Annotated in this window: 25 protein-coding genes and 1 pseudogene; 11 read left to right on the top strand and 15 right to left on the bottom strand. The window is 66.7% G+C overall.

What is annotated here, in order from left to right:
- Nucleotides 1-150: 150 nt before the first annotated feature.
- The 3 genes from AVHM3334_RS21080 to AVHM3334_RS21090 all read right to left on the bottom strand — a co-directional run bounded on the left by AVHM3334_RS21080 (nt 151) and on the right by AVHM3334_RS21090 (nt 5717).
- Nucleotides 151-744, bottom strand: coding sequence for a hypothetical protein (locus AVHM3334_RS21080; RefSeq protein WP_284415453.1), 594 nt, complete (start codon nt 742-744; stop codon nt 151-153).
- Nucleotides 741-3974, bottom strand: a complete 3234-nt coding sequence (locus AVHM3334_RS21085) for an RHS repeat-associated core domain-containing protein (RefSeq protein WP_284415454.1) — start codon at nt 3972-3974, stop codon at nt 741-743. Before AVHM3334_RS21085 ends, AVHM3334_RS21080 begins: the two co-directional genes overlap by 4 nt.
- A gap of 99 nt (nt 3975-4073) precedes the next feature.
- Nucleotides 4074-5717 (bottom strand): DUF6531 domain-containing protein, encoded by a 1644-nt coding sequence (locus AVHM3334_RS21090; RefSeq protein ID WP_284415455.1) that lies wholly within the window; start codon nt 5715-5717, stop codon nt 4074-4076.
- A 510-nt stretch (nt 5718-6227) separates the two neighbouring features.
- Here AVHM3334_RS21090 and AVHM3334_RS21095 point away from each other — a divergent pair.
- A pseudogene (locus AVHM3334_RS21095) lies at nt 6228-6974 on the top strand (acetyl-CoA hydrolase/transferase C-terminal domain-containing protein); the annotation flags it as partial.
- Nucleotides 6975-7160: 186 nt separating this feature from the next.
- On the opposite strand, the gene AVHM3334_RS21100 reads toward AVHM3334_RS21095, so the two are convergent.
- The gene (locus AVHM3334_RS21100; protein WP_284415456.1) at nt 7161-9272 is read right to left on the bottom strand and encodes a hypothetical protein; all 2112 of its coding nucleotides are present in this window, start codon (nt 9270-9272) and stop codon (nt 7161-7163) included.
- A 553-nt stretch (nt 9273-9825) separates the two neighbouring features.
- Here AVHM3334_RS21100 and AVHM3334_RS21105 point away from each other — a divergent pair.
- Nucleotides 9826-10248, top strand: coding sequence for a hotdog fold thioesterase (locus AVHM3334_RS21105; RefSeq protein WP_284415457.1), 423 nt, complete (start codon nt 9826-9828; stop codon nt 10246-10248).
- 25 nt (nt 10249-10273) lie between these two features.
- Here the strand turns inward: AVHM3334_RS21105 and AVHM3334_RS21110 are convergent, their stop codons facing one another.
- Complete coding sequence (locus tag AVHM3334_RS21110; protein ID WP_284415458.1) at nt 10274-10846, bottom strand: cob(I)yrinic acid a,c-diamide adenosyltransferase; 573 nt, start codon at nt 10844-10846, stop codon at nt 10274-10276.
- A gap of 167 nt (nt 10847-11013) precedes the next feature.
- Here AVHM3334_RS21110 and AVHM3334_RS21115 point away from each other — a divergent pair, with 167 nt between their 5' ends.
- Nucleotides 11014-11397 (top strand): EF-hand domain-containing protein, encoded by a 384-nt coding sequence (locus AVHM3334_RS21115; RefSeq protein ID WP_284415459.1) that lies wholly within the window; start codon nt 11014-11016, stop codon nt 11395-11397.
- Between the two features lie 99 nt (nt 11398-11496).
- Here the strand turns inward: AVHM3334_RS21115 and AVHM3334_RS21120 are convergent, their stop codons facing one another.
- The 8 genes from AVHM3334_RS21120 to AVHM3334_RS21155 all read right to left on the bottom strand — a co-directional run bounded on the left by AVHM3334_RS21120 (nt 11497) and on the right by AVHM3334_RS21155 (nt 18382).
- On the bottom strand, nt 11497-12312 hold the full coding sequence (locus tag AVHM3334_RS21120; protein WP_284415460.1) for an amino acid ABC transporter ATP-binding protein: 816 nt from the start codon (nt 12310-12312) through the stop codon (nt 11497-11499).
- Nucleotides 12296-12949 (bottom strand): amino acid ABC transporter permease, encoded by a 654-nt coding sequence (locus AVHM3334_RS21125; protein WP_284415461.1) that lies wholly within the window; start codon nt 12947-12949, stop codon nt 12296-12298. Before AVHM3334_RS21125 ends, AVHM3334_RS21120 begins: the two co-directional genes overlap by 17 nt.
- 56 nt (nt 12950-13005) lie before the next feature.
- On the bottom strand, nt 13006-13668 hold the full coding sequence (locus AVHM3334_RS21130; protein ID WP_284415462.1) for an amino acid ABC transporter permease: 663 nt from the start codon (nt 13666-13668) through the stop codon (nt 13006-13008).
- 61 nt (nt 13669-13729) lie between these two features.
- Complete coding sequence (locus tag AVHM3334_RS21135; protein ID WP_284415463.1) at nt 13730-14539, bottom strand: transporter substrate-binding domain-containing protein; 810 nt, start codon at nt 14537-14539, stop codon at nt 13730-13732.
- The gene (locus AVHM3334_RS21140; protein WP_284415476.1) at nt 14536-15309 is read right to left on the bottom strand and encodes a GntR family transcriptional regulator; all 774 of its coding nucleotides are present in this window, start codon (nt 15307-15309) and stop codon (nt 14536-14538) included. Before AVHM3334_RS21140 ends, AVHM3334_RS21135 begins: the two co-directional genes overlap by 4 nt.
- Before the next feature lie 82 nt (nt 15310-15391).
- A complete protein-coding gene (locus AVHM3334_RS21145; RefSeq protein ID WP_284415464.1) occupies nt 15392-16894 on the bottom strand; it encodes a carboxylesterase/lipase family protein in 1503 nt (500 codons plus the stop codon).
- Complete coding sequence (locus AVHM3334_RS21150; protein WP_284415465.1) at nt 16891-17886, bottom strand: Bug family tripartite tricarboxylate transporter substrate binding protein; 996 nt, start codon at nt 17884-17886, stop codon at nt 16891-16893. Before AVHM3334_RS21150 ends, AVHM3334_RS21145 begins: the two co-directional genes overlap by 4 nt.
- 88 nt (nt 17887-17974) lie before the next feature.
- A complete protein-coding gene (locus AVHM3334_RS21155; RefSeq protein ID WP_284415466.1) occupies nt 17975-18382 on the bottom strand; it encodes a hypothetical protein in 408 nt (135 codons plus the stop codon).
- 197 nt (nt 18383-18579) lie between these two features.
- Here AVHM3334_RS21155 and AVHM3334_RS21160 point away from each other — a divergent pair, with 197 nt between their 5' ends.
- The 7 genes from AVHM3334_RS21160 (at nt 18580) to AVHM3334_RS21190 (ending at nt 23795) form a co-directional block, all read left to right on the top strand.
- A complete protein-coding gene (locus tag AVHM3334_RS21160) occupies nt 18580-20004 on the top strand; it encodes an FAD-binding oxidoreductase (RefSeq protein WP_284415467.1) in 1425 nt (474 codons plus the stop codon).
- Nucleotides 20005-20149: 145 nt separating this feature from the next.
- Nucleotides 20150-20479 (top strand): hypothetical protein, encoded by a 330-nt coding sequence (locus tag AVHM3334_RS21165; protein ID WP_284415468.1) that lies wholly within the window; start codon nt 20150-20152, stop codon nt 20477-20479.
- Nucleotides 20480-20576: 97 nt separating this feature from the next.
- A complete protein-coding gene (locus AVHM3334_RS21170; RefSeq protein WP_284415469.1) occupies nt 20577-20702 on the top strand; it encodes a hypothetical protein in 126 nt (41 codons plus the stop codon).
- 99 nt (nt 20703-20801) lie between these two features.
- On the top strand, nt 20802-20996 hold the full coding sequence (locus AVHM3334_RS21175; protein WP_284415470.1) for a hypothetical protein: 195 nt from the start codon (nt 20802-20804) through the stop codon (nt 20994-20996).
- A 36-nt stretch (nt 20997-21032) separates the two neighbouring features.
- Nucleotides 21033-21407 (top strand): DUF485 domain-containing protein, encoded by a 375-nt coding sequence (locus AVHM3334_RS21180; protein ID WP_284415471.1) that lies wholly within the window; start codon nt 21033-21035, stop codon nt 21405-21407.
- A 132-nt stretch (nt 21408-21539) separates the two neighbouring features.
- Entirely contained in the window at nt 21540-22937 is a 1398-nt protein-coding gene (locus tag AVHM3334_RS21185) for an MFS transporter (RefSeq protein WP_284415472.1), read from the top strand.
- 24 nt (nt 22938-22961) lie between these two features.
- Nucleotides 22962-23795, top strand: coding sequence for a shikimate dehydrogenase family protein (locus AVHM3334_RS21190; RefSeq protein WP_284415477.1), 834 nt, complete (start codon nt 22962-22964; stop codon nt 23793-23795).
- A gap of 38 nt (nt 23796-23833) precedes the next feature.
- Here AVHM3334_RS21190 and AVHM3334_RS21195 read toward each other — a convergent pair whose 3' ends face one another.
- Both AVHM3334_RS21195 and AVHM3334_RS21200 read right to left on the bottom strand, forming a co-directional pair.
- Nucleotides 23834-24439, bottom strand: coding sequence for a hypothetical protein (locus tag AVHM3334_RS21195; RefSeq protein ID WP_284415473.1), 606 nt, complete (start codon nt 24437-24439; stop codon nt 23834-23836).
- A complete protein-coding gene (locus AVHM3334_RS21200; RefSeq protein ID WP_284415474.1) occupies nt 24436-25590 on the bottom strand; it encodes an AAA family ATPase in 1155 nt (384 codons plus the stop codon). Before AVHM3334_RS21200 ends, AVHM3334_RS21195 begins: the two co-directional genes overlap by 4 nt.
- Nucleotides 25591-25784: 194 nt before the next feature.
- Here AVHM3334_RS21200 and AVHM3334_RS21205 point away from each other — a divergent pair, with 194 nt between their 5' ends.
- Nucleotides 25785-26795: an aldo/keto reductase gene (locus tag AVHM3334_RS21205; protein WP_284415475.1), complete on the top strand. Its 1011-nt coding sequence runs from the start codon at nt 25785-25787 to the stop codon at nt 26793-26795.
- The last annotated feature ends 198 nt before the right edge of the window (nt 26796-26993 follow it).

Raw genomic sequence — 26993 nt, forward strand, 5'->3', positions numbered from 1 at the left:
GGCCCAGGAAAGGCCTCGGGGTACGATCACCTCTGGCGGTCTACCGGGAGTTGCTCATCAACAGCCCGCAGCACTCCACCGAGATTCATTGAACCCAAGGTGTTGCACTTCACTTTTGAATCCGCCGCCCTAAAAAGTGCGTCAGGCGCGTTAATTTGATATTTTTACATACTCGATCTTCGGCATGCACTCGTAAGATGAATTGGCATTTGACGTAATAGCGCGCAAACGCATGTGGGTCGGATTCCCCGACTTGGCCAAAGCAACGCTTGATTTATCAAAAACAGATAGTATGAAAATATCTTTCTCTACGAGCTTTGCCCCCACTTCACTTTTCATTATTAAATTTAAATTATTCTCATGCTCAGCAGGTGATTCTGGTTTTTTTGTCAGATAGGCATTTTTTTTAGCAACCTCTATAAGTTCCTTCATGCTCCCAGTTTTTTCTTTTTTTCCTGCCAAATTTGCCGAGCCAACTGACATGGAAAATGCCAATCCATTGCTTTTAAAAACATTATTTTCAAGAGTTCCTGGCTCAGCAATCCAAGCATGCTCGGGTTTCTCAGGAGTTATCGCCCGCTGAAACCAATGCCATTCTTTCTGATCTGGTATTGGAAATTCTGCTGCCACATATTTTTCCGTAAAAATTGCAGCGCACAAATTTGTATCAACCAAATTGGCACTAGAAAAACAAGGTAAAGCTCCCAAAAAAATAAAGATGAAAAAATTTTTGCCCTTGATCATTTCCGTGTTCCTTTTCTATTTTGACGCATCTTATGCATTAGCTCCATCAAATCATCTTTATCTGCCGTTGGCGCAGAACCCCTTTCTTGCAAATCTTTAAAATAAAATGGAGAGTCACAATCATATCCAGCAGGAATTTCGGAAGTTTTCCAATCTGTATTGGGAATGTAATCACTAGGAGTTTGAATATCTTTGCCAGGCTCCTTATCGCCGGGCTGACATGTTAATTTGTTTTTGCTCCATTTTTTGCAATATTGCGTATAGTCGTATGGACTTGCTTGCGCCCAAACCTTTTCATTCGGATTAACGACGTCATAAACCTTATCCAATGGATGGCTCGGCGCTTCAAGCATTCCGGCCGTCTGCGAGTCAATTGATGCCTGCCTATGAGCCTCCCCCCGTTTGACAGCGCGTTGGTGGGCATTTCCGCTTAATCCGAGTGGATCAATGTAAGTGGTTGGTCTTTCAACATAACGGTAAAAGTTATTTCCTCCCTCCAACCCAATCGGGTCTTGGGTGATGTACTGCCCCAGATTCGGGTCGTAGTACCTGAACCGGTTGTAATGCAGCCCCGTTTCTGCATCGAACTGCTGCCCCTGGAATCGGATCGGTTGCTCGATCCGGTACGGGTCGTATTCCTCCCGCACCTCCCCCCACGCGTCATGGCTGGCCGCCCAGGTCACTTGGCCCGCCCTCTCCCCATTGCCATCCACCAGCCCGATCGGCGTGCCCAGGTGGTCGCACAGGTAGTGCCGGATGGTGAGCGGGTTGGTTTTCGCCTGCGCTTGCCTCTCGGCCTGCAACCGGCCCACGCTGTGCGCCATGAGCTGCGCCAGTTCCTTGGGCATGTGCGCCTGCGCGCGTTGCAGCGCCTTCGCACCGTTGGCCGGGTCCAGCACGCTTTCTAGCGCCGCCTGCACCATCTCCCGCTGCGCTTTCGGCATGGCGGCGAAGCTGTCCGCCGCATCGGTGGTGGCGTCCCCCGGCTCCGCGCCAAGGTTCATCAGCGTCTGCACCGCGTCCTTGGCCCGCTGCCTGCGCTGCAGTTGCAACAGCGGCACGAAGCTGCCCGGCTCGTACACGGTGTGCCGGATGCCCTGGCCGTCTTCGGTGTGCACCAACCGGTCCGCGTCCCAGCCGTAGCAGGTGACGTCTTCGGTGCCGCTCTCTCGTCCTTGCCCTTGCCCTTGCCCTTGCCCTTGCCCTTGCCCTTGCCCTTGCCCTTGCCCTTGCCCTTGCCCTTGCCCTTGGCGCACCACGGTCTTGCCCAGGCGCCGCCCGAACGCGTCGTAGCGGTAGCGCGCGATGGGCGTGAAGCCTTTCTCGCCCGGCCCCTGCTCGAAGACCGCCGTCAGCTGGTGCAGCGCGTCGTACTGCAGCCGCAGCGTGCGGCCATCGGCGTGCTGCGCCTGCACCCGGTTGCCGAACGCGTCGTAGCGGTACTGGATCGCCTGCCCTTCGGCTGTACTGCTCCAGCCGATGCGGTTGCCCGGCCATTGCTCTATCGGCCCGCCCGGCTGGCTGGATCGCCCTCGCGGCGCCAGCAGATCGAACCCAGGGTCGTGCAGGTTCTGGCGCACCTGGCTGGCCCAGTCTTGACCCGGCCCCTGCGCTCCGGGTGCGCCGCCCCCCGCCGTCAGTTCGGGCAGCCGGTTGCCGGCGGGGTCCAGGTGCCAGCGCCGATGGCCCACACCTTCCGCTCCCGCATGCGCCACGCCCGTCAGGCGCTGGTGCACGTCGTAGTGGTAGCGCGTGGCATGGGCCGGGGTCTGCACGCCCACCAGCTGGCCCAGCGGGTCGTAGGTGTAGCGGCGCACGGACAGGGCTGCGAGCGGCCCTGAGGCCTGCGCCGCTTCTGTCCGGGGCAGCCCTTGCCAGTCTTGCTGCAGCAGCCGTCCCATGGGGTCCAGGCGCCGGGCCTGGGTGATGTCTGCGGCGTGGGCCAGCGCCTGGCCGCTGTCCATGACCAAGGTGCGGCCGACTTCCCGGTGCAGCGCATCGCGCTCCAGGTCCAGCACGGGGCGCTGGTCCAGCAGCAGTCCGTGCACGTGGCCCGAGCCGTAGGCCAGCCAATCGAGCTCGCCCAGGCCCTGCAGCTGGCTGCCCAGCCGCTGGCCGAGCGCTCCCAGGCGGTGGGCGATGCGGTGTTCGAACTCTGGCGCAGGCTCACCGCCCAGGTGGGGCGTGGCAGGCACCTGGCGGTACAGGGTCTGCGCCTCGCCGGTGGCACGGCCCAAGGCGTCGCGCTCCAGGGCCACGCGGGTGTCGGCGATGAGGCGCCCGGCCTGCAGGCGCTGGGCGGCTTCGGCCAGGGCTGGGTCGGGCTGCGTGCCGGGCTCTCCGGTGGGCGGGGCCAGCAGGGCACGCAGCAGCGGGCCGGGCACGTCCAGCCATTGCTCGCCCAGGCTCTGGGGGTGAGCGCCGCCTTGCGTGGCCGCCCAGGGCAGGTGGGCCGTCCAGGTGCGGGCCGCCGCGAGGGCACCCCGGTCGTCATGCTCGTAGGCATGGATCTGCAGGGTCTCACCCTGCTCATCGCTTTGCAGGCCCGCCGATCGCACGAGAACGCGCGCCGCGATGCGCCCGCCATCGTCGTAGTGCGTGCGGCTGCGCACGGTGGCGATCAGCCCTTGCGCTGCGGCCCCTTGCAGGCCCGGGTGGTGGCCTGCGCCGTGGCCGTCGCTCTTGTGCACGAGCTGCCCCGCCGCGTCGTAGCCGTAGGCCTGGGTGCGTCCGTCGAATCCAACTTCCTGCACCAGGCGATCCGCCGCGTCATGCACGAAGCGGGTGATGGCCTGGTTTTCGTTGATGAGCTCCACCAGCCGTCCGGCCACGTCGTAGCGCAGCGCGACCCCCCGGCCGGCCTGCGTCTGCGCGACCACCCGGCCCCACAGGTCATGGGCGTAGGTGACCGAGGTGGTGGCCGTGCCGCTGGGGGTGGCGCCTTCTCCCACGGGCTGCGCGCCGTGCGTGGCCGCCTGCAGTTCGCCGTTCGGGCCCCAGCGGTATTGCACTTGCGTGCCGTCGGGGGCCATGGCGCAGGTGGGGCGGCCCGCGCCGTCGTATTGGTAGCGCGTGCGCTGGTTCAGGGCGTCGATCTCTTCGCGCACTTCGCCCCAGGCGCCGTAGTGCCACGCATGGACCCGGCCCGAGCAGTCGGTGCGGCGCGTGAGTTGCCCGGCGCCGTTGTAGGCCAGCGCTTTGCGCCCGCCCTGCGCGTCGATGACGGCCACGGGCTGGTCGCACCAGGCGCGCGTGGCGGGGTCGATGGCGCCCTGGGCGGTCAGGAGGGCATATTCGAAGCGGGTGGCAAGGGCCGGGGCATCCAGGCCCTAGGGCTCGCCCACGGTGACCTGCAGCAGCCGGCCCCAGGCGTCGTAGTCCATGTGGGTGGGCAGCGCCCCCAAGCCTACGCTCTGCAGCAACAGCCCGTCCTGCGCGGAGCCCGCTTCGCCCCAGCGATGCCGGGTGCTGCGCCCGTCGGGGTGCTGCGTGCCCAGCAGCCGCCCGGCGCCGTCGTAGCGCCACCAGGTGGTGCGCCCCAGCGGGTCGGTGTGGGCCACGCGCCGGCCCGCACTGTCGTATTGGTAGCGCTGCTGGGCGCCATCGGGCGACACCAGGCGCACCAGGCGCTTGTCTGCGCCGGCACCTTCAAAGTGGTAGCAGGTGAGCCGGTTCAGGCTGTCGCGCACGCGCACTTCGCTCACCGGCACGGGCTGCGCAGTGGCCGGAGCAAGGACGGCGGGATCGGTCTTGGCGGCAGCGCCTGCATGGGCGGCGGCTGCTGCAGTCGCAGCGACCTCTGGATCGCGGTATTCGAAGCGGTACGACAGCCCTTGCTCGTTGTGCTGCTCCACCACGCGGGCGCCGGGCCGGGGCGTGGCCACGCCCTGGTCTTCATAGACGTAGGTGTGCAGCGGTCCGCTGCGCACCCGGTGGCGCACCATGCGGTGCAGCCGGTCGTAGCCGAACTCGCGCGTGCGCTGGCCGTCCCGGCCCAGCACCTCCACCAGGTCGCCCGCGCTGTCGTAGCGGTAGCGCACGAGCGGCACCCGGTAGCCAGTGCCGGTGCAGGCCGCATCCAGGGGGTTGTGCACGCAGTCCACGCCGGTCAGGCGCTCGCCGCTGTCCGCACCGAGCAGCGGGTGGGATGTCGCTGTGGGGGTGAGGCTGGAGGCGGTGGCCGCGCTGCCGTCTCGCGCTCGCTCCCGGTTGTAGTGCAGGGCATAACGCCGTCCGCTGCCATCGGTGATGCCCGTGAGCCGCCCGTGCTCGTCATACCCGTAATGCTGGCTGCGCCCGAAGCGGTCCAGCACCTGGCCCAGTCGGTGGTGGCCGTTCGTGCCCGGCCACAGCAGCCAGACGGCGCCGCCGCTGCCACTGCCACCGCCCGACGCGGCGATCACGCACCGGGGATCGGCCCGCACTTCTTCGGGCACGTGGGCCCAGCGCGGCTGCCAAGCCCACGGCTGCAGCTCGCACGGGGTGCGCGAGAGGGGGGCGGCTGCGGGCAATGTGCAGCCTGCGCCACCACCGCGCAGCAGCCACAGGTCTTCACTGGCGCTGTACTGGGCCTCGCCCGGCGCCAGGGGCTCGTCGAAGGTGATGGCCCGCCCGCCGGTGTCCAGCAGCACGGTGCGCTCGGCCTGCAGCTGCAGGCCGAGTTCCATGGGCAGCTTCCAGCCGTAGCCCAGCAGCCCGCAGCTTGCGCCGTGCTCTTCGTTCACGTAGCTGCTGTACTGGCGCTGCCACACGAGCGGCATGGGCCCGGGCAGGCTGAAGTCCACCTCGTCCCCGCCCATCAGCACCTTGGCTCCCAGCGCCGGGTTGACGGGGCTGCCCACCGCCATGCCTCCAGGGCACACGGAGCACGCCACGCCACCCGCCGAGCCGATCAGTACGGTGGCCGAGCCCTGGACGATGGGCCCGCCCTTTTTGGTCATGTCGCCTTGCCGCGCCGCTGGTTTGCCACTCATGCTGTCGTTCTTTCTCGGGATCGTTTGCCAGGTTCAGGCAAGGGGAGGTGAGGGTGTTTGCGCCAGCGCCCAGGGGGCTACGGCCATGGGCATGCGGTTGTTTTTCTTTTTTTGAAGGACCGTGCGCGCGGGCCAATGTGCAGGCGCCAAAGCAGATTGGGCTTGGAAACGGCGGCGATCATATCCCGTTAGATGGAAAGTTTTCAGTCCATGCACGCACATAAAGCAACTTATAGTCACAAACAATCAGTAACCGAGTTGAAAATTGTGCAGGGCACTTTTTGGTGCCGCCCATTCAATCCGGTGGGTTACGCTAAGCAATTCTTTGCCCAAAAACTCCACCCATGACCCCACCCAGCCGCGTCCTCAACCCCTTGCTGCGCGAGCGCACCATGTCGGCCGAGCAGGCCGCCGCGCTGATTCCCAACGGCGCGCGCGTGGGCATGAGCGGCTTCACCGGCGCGGGCTACCCCAAGGCCGTGCCCAGTGCTCTGGCGCGGCGCATCGAAGGGCCGCCTGCCGCCCGACCTCTTGCCGCTGCAATCGGGTGTGGGCAACATCGCCAACGCCGTGCTGGCGGGCCTGAACAGCGGCCCCTTCGATCACATGACCGCCTACACCGAGGTGCTGCAGGACGGCATGCTGGACATGCTGCGCTCGGGCAAGCTCGACAGCGCCTCGGCCACGGCCCTGTCGCTCAGCCCGGCGGCCACCGAGGAGTTCACCCGCAACCTCGGCTTCTACCGCGAACGCATCGTGCTGCGCCCGCAGGAGATCAGCAACCACCCCGAACTGATCCGCCGCCTGGGCCTCATTTCCATGAACGGCATGATCGAGGCCGACCTCTACGGCAACGTGAACTCCACGCACGTGATGGGCACGTCGATCATGAACGGCATCGGCGGCTCGGGCGACTACGCGCGCAACGCCTACCTGTCGATGTTCCTCACGCCGTCGCTGGCCAAGGGCGGCGCCATCTCTTGCATCGTGCCCATGGCCTCGCACGTGGACCACACCGAGCACGACGTGCAGGTCATCGTGACCGAACAGGGCCTGGCCGACCTGCGCGGGCTATCGCCCTCGCAGCGCTCGCGCGTGGTGATCGAGCGCTGCGCGCACCCGGACTTTCGCCCCGCGCTGCGCGACTACGTGGCCCGCGCCGAGGCCAGCGGCGGCGGGCGCCATACCCCCCATCTGCTGGGCGAGGCGCTGTCGTGGCACGAGCGCTATGTGAGGACCGGCTCCATGCGCACCTGAAAGCCCCCGGCCCCCGCGCCACGGTGCCATGAAGGAGGGGAGGCATCGAAGCCCCCCCCGGGTGAGTGCGAAGTGCGGCGCGGCCGCTCGCCGAGGCGATGAACCAGGCCCGAAGCCTACGTACCATGCCGCTCCAAGCCGCGTTGACCGAACTGGCGCCGAGGGGCGCCAAGGCGGGCGGCCAAATCACTGCAGCCGGTAGGCGTTTTTCACCGTGTATTGGCCGCCCTCGACCACTCCGCCTGCGGCCCGTTCCTTGTCGTCCGCGTCGATGTGCTTCGCATCCACGTACTCGTAGGGCGCCGGGCTGCCGAGGGACTTCAGCACGCCGCCGTAGGCCGGCAACGTCTCGCCCTCTTCGTCGCGGCTCTGCGGTGCAGCGCACACCAGCGCGCACCCCATCGCATCTGCCTTGCGCCGGGCGAGTTGCATCAAGGCTTGGTCCTCCGGCCCATCGGCCTGCATGCCCGTGTTGGCATACAGCTTCTCGACATACAGGACCGGCTGTCCCGCCGCCTCGTCCAGCAGGAGCCGGACCATGCGACGCGCAGCGATGGTGCCGTCATGCGCCCGAAGCACCAGCATGCGGTATTTGCCATCGATCACATAGCCCATCAGGGCCTTGCTGTACTGCGTGTCCTCTTCGACGCTCTGGCAACTCGCAACGTCGGTTCCACACAGCAGCAGATCCTCCGGATTGTCGGTGTCCTCGACAGGGAGCGGATGTGCAGACGCCTCCAGTGCCACGGGCCTCTTCCACTGCGCATAGGCCTCAGGGGCCAGCTTCTCGATATCGGCCAGATGGGCCGATTCGTTCGTGGAATACCGCAAGGCCCGGAATCGGGCGAGCCCTTCTTGCGGCCAGACGGCGCTGTCGGCAAATCGATCCAGCGCGTTCAGGACGGCCTCTTGTCCATCGACCTCGTCGAGGTTGGAGCGGATGTTCTGTGCATGGACGATCAGCGCTTCGGGTTGCCGCCAGGAAGAGAGCACCGCATTCCATCCGGCCAGACTCTCAGGGCTCTCGTTACGGCCACCGGCTCCCGGCATCGCAAGGCGCAGCGCGGGTTCGATCGCCGATTTGATCGATGCCGGCTTGCTCGGAGACTGGGCCAGACTGGCCAGCATGCCGAGCACGGCGGAAGGCGGCTCACCCTCCTGCACTGCGGTGCACTGCACCGCGATGGCGAGGAACCGCAGGTTCTCGAGAAAGCCGCGGCAACGCTGCGACACGGTGCCACCGGCAGGCAGCGCATGCTCCAGAAGCTGGCGGCGCTGTTCATGAGACAGATCGCACTCGCTGTCTGCCAGCAGGGTCAGGTCCTTCAGCGCCCGGTGCAGCCAACGGCCGTTCTTGAGATCGGACGCGCCCAAGACCTCCAGCAACTGCGCCGAAGGCTGGGCAGGGCTGCCTGCTTGCGCAAACAGAGGATGCAGCGCGATGGCCAGGCTGCGCATGTGGGGCCGGCGAAACGGTGCTGCAAATCGCAGATGGCCGCGGGCATCGTCACCGGCGTGGACTTGCAGCGCCAGCCGCTCCGCCAGCTGCTGGCGCAGCTGGGGTGCGTGCAGTCGCGCCAAAGACTGCAAAGTGCCCTCCAGCCCCGCCAGTCCCGAGGGCTGCAAGCCACCGAACATGACAGCGGCGTCGAATGCCCACTGTTGATGCGTCACGCGCGCCAGGGCGCCGCGGTGGGTGGGATCGCCATCGGCGATGCGCTGGAGCACGGGTGGAAGCTGCATGTCAGCCAGCGTCCGTTTCAGCGCCTGCAAGCGGATGGCGGGGTCCGAATGCGTCCTCTCGGCGAAATTGCCCCAGGCAGGCTTCCAACGCTGAAATTCCTCACCCGCAAGCCTCAGCAGTTCCTTGTCGTTGGCAAGGGGCGCAAAAAGCTGCAGGGCCTGGGCAAACAGCCTTGAATGGCTGGCCGGCGCCAGATCGAGACGGTAAAAGCCACTGCGATGGCGGCCATGGAACTGCAGGTTCTGCGCATCCAGCGCCTGTTGCGCAAGGGCTACCGCAAGGCGTACCGGCTCCGGCAGAGCGAGCACCTGCGGGATCTCACTTTTTTCGATGTCGATTGTGTGCCGCAGAGCCACCGCCGCCGCGACGATCGACAGGGCCTCGACCGTTGCCCCCTTGTTGCCTGCCAGGGAATACAGCGCCGACACGCCCTGCGGATGTTCCGCCAGGGCCTCGGCCAATGCCCGTCGATCGCTTTCGGCCATCCGGGCATCCACTGCCAGGGCCACGATGTCCGAAAACTGGGCCCTGCTCAACGGCACGCGGTCCAGCAACGCTTTGCGGGCACGTTCGAACAGCGCGTGCGCCTGCCGATGCATCGCAGATTCCATGGCGGGCGCCGCGGTGCCGGAAGAGGAAGCCCCCGCCCTCCCTTGCCGTGCAGCCAGCGATTGCCGAGGCGCCATCGTCCCGGCCTCTTGCGCAGCGCCACGAGACGCGAGCGGGCCGGCCTCCAACGGCGCACGCTGCACTGGTGGCGGCTGGCGGGTGGCCTCCTGCTCCGTGGCAGGCGCGGCTGGGGTCGGCAGGGCCAGTGTGCGGGCTGCAACGGGTGTGGTCATAGAGAGGGGAAATTTCTGGAGGGCGGTTCGCCGCCGCGCCAAACAGCTGAAGCTTCGACGGCATCGTGCCGGGATCGCCTCCAGACGCCCGGTTGCATGCGAAACGTTGCATGCCGCTGCGATGTGTCGGCACCAACGGTTTTTAAAGACCGGCTCCATGCGCACCTGAGCGACTCGGCAAGCCTGGCGGCCACCGGATAATGCGGCCCATTTTGCCGGTTCCGTACTGCGGGTCCGCTCTCTCCCATTTCACGCAAGGAGCCTTATGTCCATCTGGAAGCGCCCCATCGATCTGTCCATCGTGCAGGCTGGCAACGAAGACACCGCCGTGTCCCACCTCGGCATCGAGTTCACCGAGATCGGTGACGACTTCCTGCGTGCCCACGTTCCCGTCGATGCGCGCACCAAGCAGCCTTTCGGCCTGCTGCACGGCGGCGTGAGCGTGGTGCTGGCCGAGACCCTGGGTTCCGTCGGCGCGGTGTACGCCGCGCCCGAAGGCTGGCACGCCGTGGGCCTGGACATCAACGCCAACCACCTGCGCTCGGCCCGAAGCGGCTGGGTGACCGGCACCGCCAGGCCCGTGCACATCGGCCGCACCACCCAGGTGTGGCAGATCGACATGGTCAACGACGACGGCGAGCTGACGTGCGTCTCTCGCCTGACCATCGCCATGCTGGCGCCGCGCTGAACGCCACAGCCACAGCCACAGCCTTCTACGGCGCGCCGGACTCAGCACGCGCCATGCGCTCGCTCTTCCAATACACGTCGTCACCGCCATCCAGGCGATTGAGCACGCGCGCCAGCACGAACATCAGGTCCGACAGCCGGTTGAGGTAGCGCCGCGGCGCATCGCGCACGGCCTCCACCGCGCCCAGCGCCACCACCGACCGCTCGGCGCGCCGGGCCACGGTGCGGCACACATGCGCCTGCGACGCCGCGCGCGTGCCGGCGGGCAGGATGAATTCGGCCAGCCGAGGCAGGGCCGCATTGTGGGTGGCCAGGGCCTCGTCGAGCTGCGCGAGCGCCTCGTCCTTGAGCAGCTCGAAGCCGGGGATGGACAGCTCGCCGCCCAGGTTGAACAACTGGTGCTGCACGTCAGACAGCAGCGTGCGCACCTCGGTCGGCAGCGGTTCGCACAGCAACAGGCCGATGTGCGAATTGAGTTCGTCCACGTCGCCCATGGCATGGGGGCGGGGGCTGTCCTTGGAGACGCGGGTGTTGTCGCCCAGGCCCGTGGTGCCGTCGTCTCCGGTGCGCGTGGCGATCTGTGTCAGTCGGTTGCCCATGGGCTGCTCCTTGTGCGTTGCGGGCCGCGCCAAAGGCGGCCGCGGGCATTGTGCGTTACAACCGGCAGGCAAATGTGTATCGCGGCAACAGCGGGCAAAAATGCTGGCCGGACACCGCATGTTGCGGTGCAATGCAACCCTGTTCAACTTTCACGGAGCGTGAACCCATGGCAGCTCAGCAACGACGGTCCCTTCCCTTCGACTCCCGCAGCGTGATGCTGTTTGCGGCGATCACCCTGGGAGGCGCCGCAGTGCATGCACAGACAGCTTCTCCCGCCCTCACCTCGCCCTCCAATCAACCCAACCAGACCTCGTCGGGCACCTCCATGGGCCTGCACCCTGGCGCCAAAGGCGCCACGTTCGGCGGCGCACAGCCGACCGCACAACCCACTTCCGACGCGTTTGAACGCGTCGATACCGACAAGAACGGCCAGCTGAGCCTGGCGGAGGCAGCAAGACTGCCCGCCATCGGCAACCGTTTCAAGGAGCTCGACAAGGACCACAACGGTTCCCTCTCGCGCTCGGAATTCGAGGCTGGCGCCCACTCCTGACGCCGCCCGGAGCAACTACCACACGAACTCCATCCAACCCCGACGGGCCCGCATGCTGGGAGGCATGCGGGCCTTGACGCGCGTGCCTGCGCCGCGCCGTCAGTCGTTCAGCGAAGACAGGAACTGCCGCAGCTCCGGCGTCTGCGGGTCGCCGAACAGATCCTGCGGCGGGCCCATCTCGTGCACCCGGCCCTGGTGCATGAAGATCACGCGGTTGCTCACCTTGCGGGCGAAGGCCATTTCGTGCGTGACCATCAGCAGGGTCATGCCTTCGCGGGCGAGCGACTCCACCACGCGCAGCACCTCGCCCACCAGTTCGGGATCGAGGGCGGAGGTGATTTCGTCGCACAGCAGCACGGCGGGTTCCATGGCCAGCGCTCGGGCGATGGCCACGCGCTGCTGCTGTCCGCCGGAAAGCTGCTCGGGCATGGCGTCGAACTTTTCGGCAAGGCCCACGCGCTCCAGCAGCTTGGCGGCCTGCGCGGCAGCGTCCTTTTGCGACCGCTGCTTGACCAGCGTGGGCGCCAGCATGACGTTGCGGCCCACCGAAAGGTGCGGGAAAAGGTTGAAGCTCTGAAAGATCATGCCCACGCGCTGGCGCAGCTCGCGCATGGCCATGGCGCTGTCGTGCAGCAGCGGTTTGCCATCCACGGTGAGTGCGCCGTCCTGAAAGGTTTCCAGCCCGTTGATGCAGCGCAGCAGCGTGCTCTTGCCCGAGCCACTCTTGCCGATGATGGCGATCACCTCGCCGGGCTGCACCGTGAGATCGATGCCCTTGAGCACCTCGTTGGTGCCGTAGGACTTGCGCAGCGCGGTGATCTGCACGATGGGCCGGCCGGTGGCCACCGGGGCAGCCACGGGTGCGGTGGCGGCCACGGCAGGGGCATCGGCCGGGGTTTCAGCGACGATGGCCATGGAACTTCCTTTCGAGGTGCTGCGCGTACAGGCTCACGGGAAAGCACAGCGCGAAATAGAAGAGCGCCACGCAGGCGAAGACGACAAAGGGCTTGAAGGTGGCGTTGGCGATCATTCCGCCGGCCTTGGTCAGTTCGACGAAACCGATCACCGACGCCAGGGCCGTGCCCTTGACCACCTGCACCAGAAAACCCACCGTGGGTGCGGTGGCGATGCGGATGGCCTGCGGCAGGATCACGTGGCGCATCTGCTCGCCGAACGACAAGGCCAGGCTGCCCGAAGCCTCCCACTGGCCCCTGGGCACCGAGGCTACGGAGCCGCGCCAGATTTCCACCAAAAACGCGCTGGTGTAGAGGGTGAGCGCCACGGCGGCCGAAGTCCACGCCGAAACATTGAGCCCTACCAGCGCCAGGCCGAAGTACGAGAGAAACAGCTGCATCAGCAGCGGCGTGCCCTGAAAGACCTGCACGTACAGGCCCACGGCGCGCTCCGCCGCACGGCCGCCCGTCAGCCGCGCCACCAGCAGCAGGCCGCCCACCAGGCCGCCGCCCACGAAGGCGATGAGCGAGAGCACGACCGTCCAGCGGGCCGCCAGCAGCAGGTTGCGCAGAATGTCCCAGAGGGTGAAATCGACCATCTCGCTGTCCTTGCTGAATGTGTCCAGATCGCGTGTGCCGGCGTCGCGGGCCGCACTCAGCGGCCGAAGAGAAATCGCGGGCCGAGCCAGTGCAGCAGCCGGCGCAGGGCGATCGAGAGCACCAGGTAGATGGCCGTGGCCACGATGAACGATTCGAACGCGCGGAAGTTGCGGCTCTGGATCAGGTTGGCGGCGTAGCTGAGGTCCTGCACCGAGATCTGGCTGCAGACCGCGGAGCCGAGCATGACGATGACGATCTGGCTCACCATGGCCGGCCATACCTTGCGCAATGCAGGCGGCAGCACGACCCGTGTGAAGACCTGCACGCGCGACAGTGCCAGGCTCACCGCCGCCTCGACCTGGCCGCGTGGCGTGGCCAGAATGCCGGCACGGATGATCTCGGTGGAATACGCCCCCAGGTTCATCACCATGGCGATGAACGAGGCGGCCTCCGGCGAGAGCTTCACGCCCGCCGCGGGCAACCCGAAGAAAATGAAGAACAGCTGCACGATGAAGGGCGTGTTGCGGATCAATTCCACATACGCCCCCACCGGCCAGCGCAGGGCCGCCGGCCCGCTGGCCCGCGCCCAGGCGCATGCGATGCCCACGGCCATTCCCACCACGGTGGCCACCGCCGTGAGGGACAGGGTCCAGGCCACGCCCGTGGCCAGCAGCGGCCACTGCGACAGCACGGCCAGGAAGTCGAACTCGATGCGCATGGGCAGCCGATCAGGTCAACGGGTCAGGGAAGGCGGAGCGAAGAATGCGAAGCGCGCAGGCTCAGATCGGCAGGTCGCCAGCGGGGCGGCCGAGCCACTTCTTGGCCATGGTGTCCAGCTCGCCGCTCTTCTTGGCGCCGGCGATGATTTCATTGACCTTGGCCATCAGCGCGGCCTCGCCCTTGGGCAGGCCGATGAAGCAGGGGCTGTCTTTCAGCAGCAGCTTGTATTCGGCCTGCAGCTGCGGGTTCTTTTGCATCATGTTGCCGGCCACCGAGGCGCTGGTGGCCACGAACTGCGTCTGGCCGGCCACGAAGGCGGCGATGGTGGCGTTGTTGTCCTCGAAGCGCTTCACATCGATGCTGGGCGGCGCGACCTTGGCCAGTTCCTGGTCTTCCATCGCCCCGCGCGTGACCGCCACGCTCTTGCCGGCCAGATCGCTCCAGGCCTTGGCGGTGAGCGATTTCGGTCCGAAAACGGCTTGGTAGAACGGCGCATAGGCCGAGGTGAAGTCGATGACCTTCTCGCGTTCCGCGTTCTTGCCCAGCGTGGAGATGACGAGGTCGGCCTTCTTGGTCTGCAGGTAGGCGATGCGGTTGGCGCTGGTCACGGCGACCAGCTCCACCTTCACGCCCAGCTTGGCGGCGATCAGTTCGGCCATGTCGATGTCCAGGCCCTGGGGCTTGAGGTCGGTGCCGACGAAGCCATAAGGCGGGTAGTCGGTGGGAATGGCGATCTTGATCGTCTTGGACTTCATGATGTCGTCCAGCGCGGTCTGTGCCTGCGCGGGTGCCATGGCGCACACGAGGCCGGCAGCGGCCACGAGCCCCAGGGCCAGGCGGCGGGAAAGAAAGCGGGTGGCGAAGGTCATAGCAAGGCTCCTAAGTAGGTGGATGCGTCGCCCGGAGACGCAGCAGGGGACGGGGATTCGGAAGAAGAAGGGGCCGCCGCGGCAGCGGCCCCTCCGCGCCCGGTGCGCACGGGCGCCAGCGCGCTGCGCAGGTGCTCGAGCGGATCGGGGCTGGCCTGCAGGCGCAGGGCCGACTGCACCGAGCCGATGTGCTCGGCCATCAGCGACTCGGCGCGGGCGATGTCGCCCGCCTCCAGCGCTTCGACGATGCGCACGTGGTCCTCGCACGATTGCGCCGCATCGTGGGAGGACTGGTACAGCATGGCGATGAGCGTGGTGCGCGCGGTGAAGTCGCGCAGCGTGTCGGCCAGCAGGCCGTTGCCCAGGCATTCGGCCAGGCACACGTGAAAGTCGCCCAGCAGGAAGCTGCGCGCCCCCACGTCGGTGCCGGCCAGGGCCGCCTTCTCGCGCTGCAGGTGGGCGCGCAGCTTGCGCACCGCTGCCTTGTCCACTGTTTTCAATTGGTGCAGAAGGCCCAGTTCGATGACGCGCCGCGCCTCGAAGGCTTCGCGCGCTTCGTCTTCGGAGGGTTCGATCACGTACCAGCCGCGCCGGGCGCTCACCGTGACGATGCCCCGGGTGGACAGCCGCGTGAGCGCCTCGCGCACGATGGTGCGGCTGCAGTCGAACAGCATGGCGAGCTGCTGCTCCCCCAGGCGCGAGCCAGGAGCGAGCTTTTGCGCCATCACGGCTTCGATGATGCGGTTGCTGATTTCGGTGGCGCTGGTCATTGGCACGGAACTACGCAGGTTCCATGCCAACTGGTATACAAGCCAGATGCACCAGTTTGGCGCCTGGCCCGGCCGGATCAGCTCACAGCACGCCGTCCCATGCCTTCATGGCGGGAGAGAACGGTGCCGGACCGCACCAGTTCAAGTCGTCGAAGAACTGCATCCAGGGCGTGGCAGGGCCATGCTCGGGCCATCCGGGGTCGCCCTGCGTGGCGAAGTCCGCCCACGCGCCGTGCATGGCATCGGCCAGCGACTGCGCAGGGGCTTGGCCGGTGAGTTCGCGGCCGGTGGAGGTGTCCAGGTTGCCGAAGACGAACGGCAGGTCCATGCCGTGCGCCGCGCCCAGTTGCCCGCCGCACTGGGGCGAGCGCCATTCCAGTTCATACAGGTGCACCGGCAGACGGTGGGCGACGGCCAGGGCCGCGATGCGGCGCGCGGGCACGCGGTAGTAGTAGTCGGCCTGCATGGCGCACAGCATTTCACCCGCATGGGCGCCCCCCTGGCATGCGGGCAGCGCCGCATACGCCTGGCGGGCAGCGGGCGGCAGGCCCGTGTCCCGCATGAAGGCGGTGACGTCGTCCTGCGTGATGCGGTCGATGGCGCCGTTCGGCACGTGGTACAGGCGCATTTCCTCGGCATTGCTGCCCACCAGAACCTGCAAGGGCGTGCGCTGCGGCGTTGCCCACCGGCGGTGCAGGGCAGCCAGCGGCGCCTGCGCGAGCACCTGCCCGTCGATCACCGGGCGCAGCGGAAACATGTTGCGGCGGCTGATGCCATGCCGGTCGCGCAGGGCTTCGTCTTCGGCCAGGCGGTGCACGGCGAACAGCACCTCGGCCAGCGGCGCATCACCAAGGCCCCGCAGCGTGGGCGGCACGCCCAGGCACTGCGCCACGGCATGGCGCACCCCGTCGGCCTCAGCTACCGTCTGGCAGGCCACGCTGGGGCTTTGCAGGATGGCGCGGTGAAACAGGCCCTGCGCCGCGTCCATGCCCATCAGGCAGGCGATGGCGCCCGCGCCGGCCGATTCGCCGAACACCGTCACGCGGTCCGGGTCGCCACCGAATGCGCCGATGTGCTCGCGCACCCAGCGCAACGCGGCCAGGATGTCGAGCAGGCCCCGGTTGGCGGGCGCCTCACTGCCGAAATGCATGAAGCCGTCCACGCCGAGCCGGTACTGCAGCGATACGAGCACGATGCCTTTCTGCGCGAACGAAGTCCCGTCGTACAGCGGGTCGCTCGCGCCGCCCCGCATGAAGCCTCCGCCGGGAATCCACACCATCACCGGCAGATTCGCCGCCGCGCGGGGCTCGGGGGTCCAAACGTTCAGCGCCAGGCAATCCGCGCCGCCGAGCATGCGGGCGTTCTCGCCGCCACCGCGAGGCCACTGTGGCGCTACCGGGGCAAACGCGGTGGCATCGCGCAGGCCCGTCCAGGCAGCGGCCGGCTCGGGGGGAGCGAAACGCAGCGCTTCCTGCGGGGCCCGCGCATAGGGCACGCCCCGGAACACGGCCACGCCGCGGTCATGGCGCCCTTGCAGCCAACCGCCGTGGGCCATGTGCACGATCGGCACGGTATCCAAAGTCATTCAGTGGCCAATCCCAATTTGTCGATCAACGGTCTCCAGACCGCAGTATCGCGTGCCGCCCAGGTGCTTGCATCGCCGGGCACCGAAGGCCCCAGGGTGACGTTCATCGCCTCCATGCGCGTGCGGTAGGCGGTGTCGCCGCTGCGGCATTTCTCGGTGGCGGCATTGAGCGAGGCCACCAGCGCGGGCGGCGTGCCGGTGCGGGCCACCACGGCGATCCACGCGGTGCGGGCCAGGTCCTGGGCGGCCGGCAATGCCTCGCCGATGGCGGGTACGTCGGGCAACAGGGGCGATCGCTGCGGCGCAAACACCGCCAGGGGCACGAGCTTGCCGGACTTCGCATGGGGCGCGGCCGCGCCCATCACCAGGGTCATCGCATGGATCTGCTGGCCCATGAGCGCCGTCAAGCCCGCGCCTTCGCCCACGAACGGCACGTGCGTGCCCGCCACGCCCATGCGTTCGAGCAATGCGGCGGTCAGCAGGTGCGCGGGGCTGCCCTTGCCGGGCGATCCGAAGTCGAGCCCGCCGGGCTGCGCCCTGGCCAGGTCGGCCAGTTGCGCCAGCCGGGTCACGCCCTGCCCCGCCGGGACCGCCAGCACCAGCGGCGTGCTGCCGAGCACCGCCACGCTGTCGAAGTCGTGCAGCGGGTCATAGGGCGGCTGCTTGTACACGTAGGGCGTGATGGTCATCTGCGACATGCCGATGGTCATCAGCGTGTAGCCGTCGGCCGGCTGCGACTTGAGCGCGTTGACGGCCAGGATTCCGTTGGCCCCGGGCTTGTTCTGCACCACCACCGGCTGGCCCAGTTCGCGCGCGGCGCAGTCGGCCCACGCACGCGTCATGGCGTCGGAGGCGCTGCCCGGGGGCTGCTGGGCGATGAGCTGGATCGGTTTCGAGGGGTAGGCCGCCGGCTGGGCGGCAGACCGGACCGCCAGCGGCAGGAACGCGGCGCCGGCGATGGCGCGCAGCGCCGCGGGGCAAGAGGGATTCATGGTTTTTGTCTCCTGGGGTCGTGATGGATGCCGGACAGCGCGGAGGGCGGCAGCGCGTGCGGCCCTCTGCGCGCCGCGCGCCGCGCCGCTATGCCTTGCGCGCTTTTTCTTTTTTGGCGGAAGGCCGGGAAACCGGCGCGCGGGATCGCCTCGCCGCTGAAGGCGCAGCGTGGCCGAAGCGGTCGCAGCGCTGCGCGATCAGCGTGGCCAGGCAATCGAGTTGCGATGCGCCGGCCTCCTCGGCCGGGTGGAACATCTGCAGCAGGCCCAGGCCGCGCAGCGTGGAGAACACCAGCCCCACGAAGCCTTCGCGCTGCGGGTCGCCCGCCAGCTCGGGGAACGCCTCGAAGAAGCCTGCATGCATGCGGGCATCGAGCGTCTGGCGCAGCGCGGCGATGTGCTCGACCACCTCGGGCTGGTCGCGGCTGCCCAGGTAGATGTTCCACGCCGCCATGAAGCGTGGCTGCGCATAGACGAGGTTCCATGCCGCGGCCACGAAATGCTGCGCTCGGCATGGGTGCGGCTGGGGGCGGGCCGGCGGGGCGTGCGATGGATCATCGGCGGCGAACGTTATCCATTTCGAACGCAATGTAAATACGCCCCGGCGCAGGGGTCAATCCCGGGCATACCCGGGCCGGACTCCGCTGCCTACAATGAAAAGACCGCATACACGAATATGCCTGGAGACACGCCATGAACGCCCCTGCCGCCGCCACGCACCTGCTTCCCGAAATCCAGCTGCGCGCGGTCCCTGAAGCCCTGCTCGACGCGCTGGCCGCGCGCTTCGGGGCGCAATGCTCCACCGCCCAGGCCGTGCGCGAACAGCACGGGCGCGACGAGGGCTCGTTGAAAGCGCCGCCGCCGTCGGCCGTGGTGTTCGCCGAGACGGCGCAGGACGTGGCCGACGCCGTCAAGCTGGCGGCCCGGCACGATGTTCCGGTGATTCCCTATGCCGCGGGCTCGTCGCTCGAAGGCCATCTGCTGGCCGTGCAAGGCGGCATCAGCATCGACGTGAACCGCATGAACCGCGTGCTCAGCGTGGATGCGGATGACCTCACCGTCACCGTGCAGCCCGGCATCACGCGCAAGCAGCTCAACGATGCCATCAAGGACACGGGCCTGTTCTTTCCCATCGACCCCGGCGCGGACGCGAGCATCGGCGGCATGTGCGCCACCCGCGCCAGCGGCACCAATGCCGTGCGCTACGGCACCATGCGCGAGAACGTGCTGGCGCTGGAGGTGGTCACCGCCAGCGGCGAGATCATCCGCACCGGCACGCGGGCAAAGAAGAGCGCTGCGGGCTACGACCTCACCCGCCTCATGGTGGGCAGCGAAGGCACGCTGGGCGTGATCACCGAAGTCACCGTGCGCCTGTACCCGCTGCCCGAGGCGGTGTCGGCGGCGATCTGCTCGTTCCCCAGCATCGAGGCGGCCGTGCGCACCACCATCCAGACCATCCAGCTGGGCGTGCCGATCGCGCGCGTGGAGCTGATCGACGCGCACACCGTGCGCATGGTCAACGCGCACAGCAAGCTGGGCCTGCGCGAGGAACCCATGCTGCTCATGGAATTCCACGGCTCGCCGGCCGGGGTGAAAGAGCAGGCCGAATTGGTGCAGGAGATCGCGGCCGAGTTCGGCGGCAATGCCTTCGAATGGGCCACCACGCCCGAGGAGCGCACGCGCCTGTGGACCGCGCGGCACAACGCCTATTTCGCCGCCGTGCAAAGCCGCCCGGGCTGCCGTGCGATCAGCACCGACACCTGCGTGCCCATCAGCCGCCTGGCCGACTGCCTGCTCGACTCGGTGACCGAGGCCGATGCCAGCGGCATTCCGTACTTTCTCGTCGGCCACGTGGGCGATGGCAATTTCCACTTCGGCTACCTGATCGACCCGGACAGCGCCGAGGAACGCCTCACCGCCGAAAACCTGAACCACCAGCTCGTCGCCCGCGCCCTGCGCCTGGGCGGCACCTGCACCGGCGAGCACGGCGTGGGCCTGCACAAGATGGGTTTCCTGCTGGACGAGACGGGCGCGGGCGCCGTGGACATGATGCGGGCCATCAAGCGCGCCCTGGACCCCCGGAACATCATGAACCCGGGAAAGATTTTCGCGATGTGACGCGGGCGGCCGAGGACCGGTCCCGAGGCGGGCCGGTGCCGGCCATGCCGCAGGCCCAGCGGGCGTTTCAGCCATCGCCCCCTTCCGAAGCCATGCCCGAGAAACGACTGACATTGCGCCGCCGGCGCTCGCCGGGTGAACCACGATGTCCAAGATCCTGCTGCTCATTGCGCTGACCATTCCGCCCGGGCTGGCGGCCAAGCTGGATGCGCCCCGGTGGGCTTTGCTGCTGTCCGCCGTGCCTTTCGGCCTGCTCGCGATGCACATGGGCGATTCGGACGAGCACCTGTTCGGCGACGCTTCGGAGAAGGTCGGGCGCTTCCTGTTCTTGGCGATGGGCATCGGCGGCGTCGCGCTGGGGCTGCTGGCGTGGAGCCTGCGGGGCACAGCCTCGGCCCTGGGGATGCTCTGGTGGTTTTTGCCCGTCGCCCTGGTGCTTTTGCTCGTGGGCATCGTTCGCATCCTTTTCAAGTGATGGCCGCTCCCGGAGTGCCCGTTCCCGCAACGGCGCCCGGGCTGGCTCCACTCTTCATCCTTCATCCTTCATCCCAGCGACTCCAGCGATTCCAAACATGGCACGTTCTTCCGACGGAACCCACCGGGCAGCGCTGCGCCTGGAAGGCGAGATCCGGTTCGGCCCGGCGTACTTTCGCCTGTCGATCGATGGCCGCGACATCCCGCACAGAATCTTCGGCTAGCCCCTCTGGTGGTCGCCCGACTCGCGCTTTCTGGCGGCGCAGGAATGGCTGACCACCGACTACGCCACCGGGCCCATCACCTGCGCTGCGCTGATCGACGTGGCCGGCTGGAAGATCGCCCGGCTGGAAGTGGTCGCCAAGGGCTTTGCCGAGGACTTCCGATGGGAGGCGGGCGTGCTCCGGTACCAGCAAACCTTTTCCGCCACGTCCACGGCCCTGCCCGCCCAGGCCGCGCCTGAATCCGTGCAAGGCTGGGCGCCCATCGACGATGTCCCGCCGCTTCGGCAACGCTAAAGTGCGCGCGATGGCCACCACCCAACAGGAGAATCCATGAAGTGCTTCGTACACCAGGACGCCGACGCCGTGGGCACGTGCCGCGCCTGTAACAAGGGGATCTGCCCGGCCTGCGTGAAAGACCTGGGCCACTCCATCTGCTGCAACCACGGCCCTTGCGAAACCAAGGCCCGCACCCTGGACTCGCAGGTCGCGCAAAGCGGCGTCGTACTGGCCGCGCAGCGGCGCAACCGGTTTCTCGCGCCCTTGTTCTTCATCATGGCGGGGGCCCTGTTCATCGCCTTTTCCGGCGGCGGCAAAGGATCGTGGTTCGGTTTCGGCCACGCCTTCGGCCTCGGGTTCATCGTGTTCGGCATCATCCTGGGAGCTGCCAGCCACCGGTACGCCAAGGAACTCGAACGCAAAGGCTGAGGAGGCGCAGCGGCCCGCCGCCAAACGCCATGCATGGATGGCCGAAATGCCCCCCAAGGCATGAGATGCTCCGCAAAGCGCCCGACGCTGGCTTTTGCGCCCATCCAACCATTCCAACAGGGGAGACAACCCATGCCAGACCACAACGCCGCCGACAGCGGCCTGCAGCAGACGCGCAAAGCCACCGCCAGTGGCTGGATCGGCTCGGTGCTGGAGTACTACGACTTCTTCATCTACGCCACCGCCGCCTCGCTGATCTTTCCGCAGATCTTCTTTCCCGCGGGCAACCCGACGGCGGCGATCGTGGCGTCGCTGGCCACCTATGGCGTGGGCTACGTGGCCCGCCCCATCGGCGCCCTGGTGCTGGGCCACTGGGGCGACACGCATGGCCGCAAGCAGGTGCTGGTGCTGTGCATGTTCCTGATGGGGTTTTCGACCCTGGCCGTGGGGTTGCTGCCCACGTATGAACAGGCGGGCCTGCTCGCTCCCGCGATGCTGGTGGTGCTTCGCCTCATACAGGGCTTCGCGGTGGCGGGAGAAATCTCGGGGGCCAGCTCCATGATCCTGGAGCACGCGCCGCCCGGGCGCCGGGGCTTTTATGCCAGCTTCGCACTGCAGGGCGTGCAGGCGGGCCAGGTGCTGGCGGCCGCCGTGTTTCTGCCGCTGGCGTATTTTCTGCCAGCCGAGCAGTTCAACACCTGGGGCTGGCGCATTCCCTTTTTGCTGAGCTTCATCGTGATCCTGGTGGGCTACTACATCCGCCGCGAGGTGCAGGAGACCCCCGTGTTCACCGCCGAGCGCCGGCAGGGCGCGGTGCCGCGCGCCCCCATCGTGCAAGCCTTGCAGGAAAACGGAGCGAACATGCTGCGCGTGGTGTGCATGGCACTGATGAACGTGATTCCGGTCGTGGCCACCGTCTTCGGCGCGGCCTACGCCGTGCAGCCGGGCTATGGCGTGGGCATGGACAAAAGCGTGTACCTGTGGATTCCGGTGCTGGGCAACATCGTGGCCGTGCTCGTGATCCCGCACGTGGGCAACCTGTCGGACCGCATCGGCCGGCGCCCGCCGATCATCGTGGGGGCCCTGCTGTCGGGGCTGCTGGCGTTTCTGTACCTCTACGCCATCAGCATCCACCACGTACCGATGGCGATCGGCCTGTCGCTGCTCATGTGGGGCGTGGTGTACCAGGGCTACAACGCCGTGTTCCCCAGCTTCTACCCGGAGCTGTTCCCCGCCCGCACCCGCGTGACGTCGATGGCGATTTCGCAGAACGTGGGCACCACGCTCACGGCCCTGCTGCCCGCGCTGTTCGCGGCCGTGGCGCCGCCCGGCTCGACCAGCGTGCCCGCCACCGTCGGCGCCATCGCATTCGCGGTGACGGCCGTCGCGGCGCTGGCCGCCTGGTCGGCACGCGAGACCTTCCGCATCCCCACGCAGGACCTGGGGCGCCCCGATGCCCAGCCCCTGTCCGCAGCCGCGTACGAGCAGGCCCGCCAGCACACCCTGCGCAGCCACGGACGCGGCCGCTGAAGCCGCAGGCCCGCCATGCACCAAATCATCAACGGCAGCACCCGCCTGATCGCCCACCTGGGCTACCCGACCGAGGCCTTCAAGGCCCCGATGATCTACAACCCGTGGTTCGCCCACCAGGGCATCAACGCCCTCGTGGTGCCCATGGGCGTGCAGGCCGAGGATTACCCCGCCACGCTGCAGGTGCTGCGCCGCATGACCAACTGGCACGGCGCGCTGGTGACCATGCCGCACAAGGTGAGCACGCTGGCGCTGGTGGATGCGCTCACGCCCACGGCCACCATCGCGGGCGCCTGCAATGCCATCCTGCGGCTGCCCGACGGGCGGCTGCTGGGCGACCAGTTCGACGGCGCGGGCTTCGTGCGCGGCGTGCAGCGCAAGGGCCTGGCCCTGGCTGGCCGGCGGGCGCTGGTGTCCGGCTGCGGCGGCGTCGGGTCGGCCATCGCCGCGTCGCTGGCGGCCGCCGGCGTGGCCGAACTGGCGTTGTTCGATGTGGACGCCACCCGGGCGAGCGCCCTGGCCCATCGGCTGCAGCAGCACTACCCCGCCCTGCGCACGGCGCTTGGCAGCAACGACCCGGCGGGGTTCGATCTGATCGTCAACGCCACGCCGCTGGGCATGCGCCGGGACGATCCCCTGCCCTTCGACGTTGACCGCATCGCCCCCGGCACCTTCGTGGGCGAGGTGGTGATGTCGCAGGCCCGCACGCCGCTGCTGCAGGCCGCCGCGGCCCGGGGCTGCCAAGTGCAGGAAGGCACCGACATGCTGTTCGAGATGATTCCCGCGTACCTGGAGTTCTTCGGCTGGGGCGGGGCAACGCCCGAGGCGCTGCGCGCGGTGGCGCGCATCGTTGATTGAGGATGACGCGCGCGACAAGCGTGCCGCCCACGGCATCGTCACTCCTGCGACGGCGAGACGAGCAATTCCCTCAGACGCATCCTCGCACGCTGCAGACTGGGTGAGCGCTGCGACGCCCTTTCGGGGCTCCATTCCGAATGGACCCAGGCAGTGAGCCGGTTGTTGTATCCGATTCCTTGACTTGCCACTGACCCGGTTTGCTGGACCAAATCTTCTCGCACGGATCTGCTTGCAGCCTTGGCAAGGCCCAGAAGATGACTCTTAGGGTCAGGCAGAGTGTCTGGGGCTACGGGCAATTTTCCCTTGGAGCCCAACAGCTTGCGCAACGCGTCATGGTCGGCCAATACCCATGACTCCGCTGCCCTTACCGCCACGCGCAACAACAAATTCTCTGGCGCTGGCTGGCTTCCCAGCCAATCGTCTATCAATTTCCGGGGGCAGTTCAACCGGTCAAGATCCGTGATGATCAGCACGGCCTGCAGCTTCGCCAGATTTCGCCATTTGGGCATGCCTGAACGCAGATAGCCGAAACCGTCCTTTCTTAACAAAGGACTCGGGGTCACGGCGACAGGCAACTCCAGTAGAAGCCGCTGGCCGATGGCTTCACTCAACGCGTCTTCCGTAGCCAAAGCCACCAGCGTCATTGCCAAAGGCCCAACTGGTTCACTGATGCCGGGCGGGTCTTGGGCAATATGACTTCCGCCACGGACAACCCTGCCTGCATTTCGAGCGCTTCCTGCGCAGTGACGGTTCGCGCTGTGGAGCCTTGCTCACCGGTTTCCAACAGCACGACACCCCGGCCATCGATGCCAGGATTGCTCAACAAGGCTTCACTGTGCGTGCTCAGCAAAATTTGCCGCCGCACCTTCTTGTTGCGTTGCAAGCGCTGCAAGATCAATGGAATCTCCTTCACGATCGCGTCGTTGAGGGAAATTTCGGGCTCCTCCAGCAATAGCAGGGAGTTACCTTCCAGCAGCGTCCACAGCAGCCCCAGCAGACGCAATGTGCCATCTGAAAAATGCTCTTCCGATTGCCAGCCTGCGTTTGGCCGGTGATGAACGTACAAGGCCTCTAAATGCGGATGTCCCAGCTTGTCCGGTGTGAATCGCAGTTCAGCGAACTGAGGAACGGCCAACTTCAGCGCCGCGCCGATCTTGTTCAGGCGTGCTGTGCGGGTTTTTTCCGGCGTTTTGGCGATGCGCTCCAGAAAGCCCTGCCCGAAGGGATCGTCCTCCATTCGATTGACGCCCATTTTTTCGGCGAATTTCAGCAACTGCGGCACCAGATGAAGATAGGTCAAGGTGCCGAAGAATTCAGCCATTTCTCGAAACCGCCCATTGGCACCGATCTGTTCCAGACGCGTTTGCGTCAACAAGATGGGGTCTGCCTTGTCGTCCGCATCAGGACGCTGGAAGAGACGTCGCCCGTCCTTCCAGACCTGCTCATTTGAAATCAAGATTCTCTGCGCGCCTTTGCCCTCTGGCTTGAACCCGAGCACATAGCGCCATTCAGGCTCCGAATCTGCGCTAGATGCCAACTCGATGTCGATCAACACCTCGTTATCGGTTCGAGCATGGAGACAACGCAGTTTGCTGATGCCATCGCGGTCAGCGACTGCCGTTTGTAAGCCGCCGCCTTTCGATTTGCTTACATCGCGCAAGAACCGAAATGCATCCAGGAGATTGGACTTGCCTGAAGCGTTCGGCCCGAGAAGATAAGACACCTCCCTGAGCGGCACATCAATGGCTCGGAAGTTTCGCCAGTTCTTCAGTTTGAGTCGAGTCACCAACATCATCTTCTCCTTCAGACACCCCATAACGATCACGCGAGGGGATTCGCATGCCCAGGCGTGAATTATCGCGGCGGCACTGTAATGCCCTGTGCTACCGTGCGGACCTTCGGCGGAGGGCCGCTAAAACACTGCATACCAGTTTTGCTGCGGCTTGATGACCTCCAGCAGGAAACTCATGCCTTTTCAAAGAACTTTGCATGCCCACCACCCCCCGCTCCCTCGGCCCCTTCCAGGTCCACCCCATCGGCCTCGGTTGCATGAACCTCAGCCACGCGTACGGCGTGCCGGCCTCGCGCGAGCAGGCCGAGCGGGTGCTGCTCACCGCGCTCGACGAAGGCGTGACGCTGTTCGACACGGCGGCGCTGTACGGCTTCGGGGCCAACGAAACGCTGGTGGGAGACATCCTGGCGCCGCACCGCCAGCGCATCACGCTGGCGAGCAAGTGCGGCATGCAAGGCGTGGACGTGAACGGCGACGGCAAGCTGGTGCGCGTGATCGACGGACGGCCCCGCACCTTGCGCGCGACGTGCGAGGCCAGCCTGCGGCGGCTGCGCACGGACGTGATCGACCTGTATTACCTGCACCGCTGGGACCGGCGCGTGCCCATCGAAGAGAGCGTGGGAACGCTGGGCGATCTGGTGCGCGAGGGCAAGATCCGCGGCGTGGGCCTGTCGGAGGTGTCGGCCGCCACGCTGCGCCGCGCGCATGCCGAATACCCCATCACCGCGCTGCAGACCGAATACTCGCTGTGCACGCGCAACCCCGAAATCGCCGTGCTCGAGGCCTGCCGCGAACTGGGCACGGCGTTCGTGGCGTTCAGCCCGCTGGCGCGGGGCTTCCTGGGCGGCGCGCTGCGCGATGTGTCCGCGCTTTCGCCGGGCGACATTCGCCGCACCCTGCCCCGCTTCGCACCCGATGCATATGCCGCCAACCTGCGGTTGCTGAGCGCCTACGAGGCCATCGCGCGCGAGGCGGACTGCACGCCCGCGCAGCTGGCCCTGGCCTGGCTGCTGGCCCGGGCGCCGGAGATCATCCCGATCCCGGGCACGACGAGCGTGGAGCACCTGCGCGACGACCTGGGCGCGGTGAACGTGACGCTCGACGCACGCCTGCTGGAGCGGCTCGATGCGCTCATCCACGACGGCACGATGGCGGGCGACCGCTACCCGCCGCAGGCACAGGCCGAGGTGGATACCGAGACGTTTTGAGTGAAACGGGCGTTTGCTATTATTTATATAGCAACACCCCCTAGAAGAATATGTGCTGGAGGCCAAAAAGGGGGATTGCTAAAGAAGTCTTGCGTGCCTGCTGCAAAAGAGAGATGCTTCGGAACATGACACTGCAATGCACACACTGCCAAAGCCAAGAGGTTCGCAAATTCGGCATCAGCCGCCATGGTCACCAAA

It is taken from the genome of Acidovorax sp. SUPP3334 (genome assembly GCF_030159055.1).
In the GTDB taxonomy this organism is placed as follows: Bacteria; Pseudomonadota; Gammaproteobacteria; order Burkholderiales; family Burkholderiaceae_C; genus Paracidovorax.